The organism is Neisseria sp. P0022.S010, from assembly GCF_051956635.1.
Map to the genome: position 1 here is coordinate 1 of NZ_JBQCXF010000272.1, position 3,885 is coordinate 3,885.

Consider the following 3,885-nt stretch of genomic DNA (forward strand, 5'->3'; position numbering starts at 1 on the left):
CATAAAACATGAAGGCCTCCCCTCATGCTCACTGTTTAATAAGTTATTTGGATCATAAGTAGATGAACACACTTCCTCGATGGGACGAACCTATCTCTAGCGACAGTCCCGAAGGTGTAAATATCGAATACGATAGCCGCTTTTTAGAACTACAAAGCGTAGCTGAAGGCAAACCAGAACAACAGTATGGTGACACGATTATTTCGGCAGAAGAAGCTGATTGGGCAACGGTAGAAAAGTTATGCAATCAATTGCTAGCTGAATCTAAGGATTTGCATGTCCTAGCCTACTATACACAGGCGCTTACAGCCAAACATGGACTCGTAGGGTTCTGTGCTGGTTGCGAAGCAATCAAAGCTAATATAGACCTGTATTGGGAATCCATTTATCCTAAACTAGAGGATGAAGACGGTGAATTTGATCCATTTTACAGGATTAATGCCCTTAGCTCCTTTACCACACTTGATGGCATCATAAAAGAAATTCTTTCATCTAAATTATTGATAAATGGGTTAACCCAACAGCCAATTACTGTAAAAGAAGCTGTTTCTATCTTACAAGGGAATGATCCACAAAATTATCCGGGAGGTAAAGAACGGTTAATGCTCGATATTAGGGTGAATGCCGATACGGGGAAACCTGAATTGACCGCATTAATTCAGGCATTGGACTGTCTGAAAGACATCCAACGCATTTTCTCGTCTAATTTACAGGATGAACACTCACTTGATTTTGATGTTATTCAGAAACCTCTTACCCTAATTCACAAAGCCATCAACTATAATGATGGGAGTACTCCCTCAGTACAACAGACAGAACAGTCAGAGTTACCCTCTGAAACTAACAGCTCAACTATTACACAAGAACAATCTATTCAAGAGGCCGATGCATGGCGCCGTTTGAATATTAAAAATCGTGCTGATGTTGATTTAGCTTTAGAGAAAATCTGCATTTATTTTGAAACTCTTGAACCCAGCCACCCTGCACCACTGTTTATCCGCAGGGTACAACGACAAATGAATATGAATTTTTATGACATCATGAAAGATATTAGCCCAGAAAGTATTGCCAATTTAGAAGTTTTAATTGGCAAACCGGATGAAGATACAGTAAACTCATGAACCTAGCATACCTCATCCGCGATTTAGTAAAATTTTTTTAATAAATACACAACATTATTAATCATCCTAAGGTTATAACCATGTCACGAAATAAATCATCAGGTCAAAAGTTTATTGCCCGTAATCGAGCTCCTCGCGTGCAAATTGAGTATGACGTAGAATTGTATGGTTCAGAGAAAAAAATCGAACTGCCTTTCGTTATGGGTATTATGGCCGATTTGGTTGGCAAACCTGTTGAGCCCTTACCTGAATTGGCTGAACGAAAATTCTTAGAAATTGATGTAGACAATTTCGATGAACGTATGAAAGCCCTTAAACCTCGCGTTGCCTTCAACGTAAAAAATACATTGACAGGTGAAGGGAATTTGAATGTAGAACTCGAATTGGAAAGCATGGATGACTTCTCACCAGCGGCAATAGCTAAAAAAGTAGCACCTCTAAATGAACTTTTACAGGCGCGTACTGAACTATCTAATTTACTCTCATATATGGATGGTAAAAGTGGGGCTGAAGAATTAATTGGAAAAGTCTTAGGGGATAGCGAATTGCTAAAAAGTCTTGCAGCTGCACCTAAATCAACATCCAAAGATGAATAATAGTCTCTAATAAAACTAGAAGTGAAAGTAAATCATGGCTGAAAAACAATTAGATACCCTAGGAAATGGAAGTTCGCAACATGTGTTTGCAACCAATGAATTTGAACAGCTGCTTCAAAAAGAATTCAAACCTAAAACGGAAGAAGCTAAAAGCGCTGTAACTAATGCAGTCGCAACATTGGCTCAGCAAGCCCTACAAAATGCCGTGACCATTTCAGATGATACCTATCAAACTATTGAAGCAATTATTGCCGAACTTGATAGAAAGCTTTCTGAACAAATCAACTTGATCTTGCATCATGAGGATTTTCAAAAACTTGAAGGTGAATGGCGCGGCCTACATCATTTAGTAACAAACACTGAAACAGATACTTTGTTAAAAATCAAAGTATTGCCTATTTCCAAAAAAGAAGTTGCTCGTAACTTAAAACGCTTTAAAGGTACAGCCTGGGATCAAAGCCCACTCTTTAAACGCATCTATGAGGAAGAGTACGGCCAATTCGGTGGCGAACCTTTTGGTTGCTTAGTTGGTGACTATTATTTTGATCATTCTGCCCCTGATGTAGAAATGCTCAATAGCCTTGAAAAGATTGCCGCGGCTGCGCACTGCCCATTTATTGCAGGTGCATCTCCCAAGCTAATGCAAATGGAATCTTGGCAAGAATTAGCTAATCCGCGCGACCTGAGCAAAATCTTCCAAAATGCGGAATACGCTCCATGGCGAAGTCTGCGTGAATCCGAAGACTCTCGTTATATCGGCTTAGCTTTGCCTCGTTTCCTGTCTCGTCTGCCTTATGGTGCCACGACAAACCCCGTAGATGAATTTGACTTCGAGGAAGAGACAGAGGGTGCGGATCATAACAAATATACTTGGGCCAATGCAGCTTATGCAATGGCAGTAAATATTAACCGTTCATTTAAATACTATGGCTGGTGCACTGCCATTCGTGGCGTAGAATCAGGCGGTATCGTTGAAAATCTTCCCTGCCACACATTCCCAACCGATGATGGCGGTGTAGACATGAAATGCCCAACAGAAATTGCCATTAGCGACCGCCGTGAGGCAGAGCTGGCTGCATTGGGCTTTATGCCATTAATCCATCGTAAGAACACAGATTTAGCTGCATTTATCGGTGCACAATCTTTGCATAAACCATCTGAATATTATGATCCAGATGCTACTGCCAATGCACGTTTGTCTGCTCGCTTGCCTTACTTATTCGCATGTTGCCGTTTCGCACACTACTTAAAATGTATTGTTCGCGACAAAGTTGGCTCATTCCGTGAACGTGATGACATGGAACGTTGGTTGAACGAATGGATTATGAATTATGTAGATGGAGACCCCGCTAACTCCACCCAAGAAACAAAAGCCCGTAAGCCATTGGCTGCTGCAGAGGTAGTTGTAGAAGAAGTAGAAGATAATCCAGGATACTACACTTCTAAGTTCTTCCTGCGTCCTCATTATCAACTTGAGGGACTTACCGTTTCTCTACGCTTAGTTTCCAAATTGCCTTCGACTAAACAAGAATAGTCAGGCTTAGTTTATTTAGTTGGGTATATTTAGTGCCCTGTTGTTAAATCGCTTGTATTTTTTAACTAGGAGAGTAAAAAATGGCTATTGATATGTTCATGAAAGTCGAAGGTGTAAATGGCGAATCAAAAGATTCTAACCACAAAGACTGGACTAACATCGAAAGTTTTGACTGGGGTGCAGAGCAACCTGGTTCAATGACTAGCGGTGGTGGCGGTGGTGCCGGTAAAGTCAATTTCAATGACTTGACCGTAGTTGCCGCTATCGATAAAGCAGCTCCAACCATTCTGAAAAACTGCGCTACCGGCCAACACTTGAGCAAAGTAGAAATTTCTGTTTGCAAAGCTGGTGGTGAGCAAATTGAATACTCACGCACCACATTGGAAGATGTCTTGGTAACCGGTGTGAAATTCATTGGTGTACAAGATAATGATGCGCTGAAAATGCGTTATTCATTCCAAGCTGCAAAAGTGAAAAACCAATATTGGGAACAAACCGATAAAGGTTCTAAAGGTGCTGAAGTTCAAATGGCCTTCAATATCAAAGAAAATAAATCTGCATAATTGATATGTAGATTTCATTAAAGAAGCCTGACTTAAAAGGCATTTTTAAGTCAGGCTTCATACATAATGAC

Annotated in this window: 4 protein-coding genes; all 4 read left to right on the forward strand. The window is 40.5% G+C overall.

Annotated elements, in window-relative coordinates; translation table 11 throughout:
• Positions 1 to 62 precede the first annotated feature (62 nt).
• The 4 genes from tssA (at position 63) to ACTHUT_RS15120 (ending at position 3,814) form a co-directional block, all read left to right on the forward strand.
• On the forward strand, positions 63 to 1,121 hold the full coding sequence (gene tssA / locus ACTHUT_RS15105) for a type VI secretion system protein TssA (RefSeq protein WP_440418983.1): 1,059 nt from the start codon (positions 63 to 65) through the stop codon (positions 1,119 to 1,121).
• An 80-nt stretch (positions 1,122 to 1,201) separates the two neighbouring features.
• Positions 1,202 to 1,717 carry a type VI secretion system contractile sheath small subunit gene (gene tssB / locus ACTHUT_RS15110; protein ID WP_137041013.1) on the forward strand — a complete coding sequence of 172 codons (516 nt, stop codon included), beginning with the start codon at positions 1,202 to 1,204 and terminating at the stop codon, positions 1,715 to 1,717.
• A 34-nt stretch (positions 1,718 to 1,751) separates the two neighbouring features.
• A complete protein-coding gene (tssC, locus tag ACTHUT_RS15115; RefSeq protein ID WP_137041014.1) occupies positions 1,752 to 3,251 on the forward strand; it encodes a type VI secretion system contractile sheath large subunit in 1,500 nt (499 codons plus the stop codon).
• Positions 3,252 to 3,331: 80 nt separating this feature from the next.
• Entirely contained in the window at positions 3,332 to 3,814 is a 483-nt protein-coding gene (locus tag ACTHUT_RS15120; RefSeq protein ID WP_003761730.1) for an Hcp family type VI secretion system effector, read from the forward strand.
• The last annotated feature ends 71 nt before the right edge of the window (positions 3,815 to 3,885 follow it).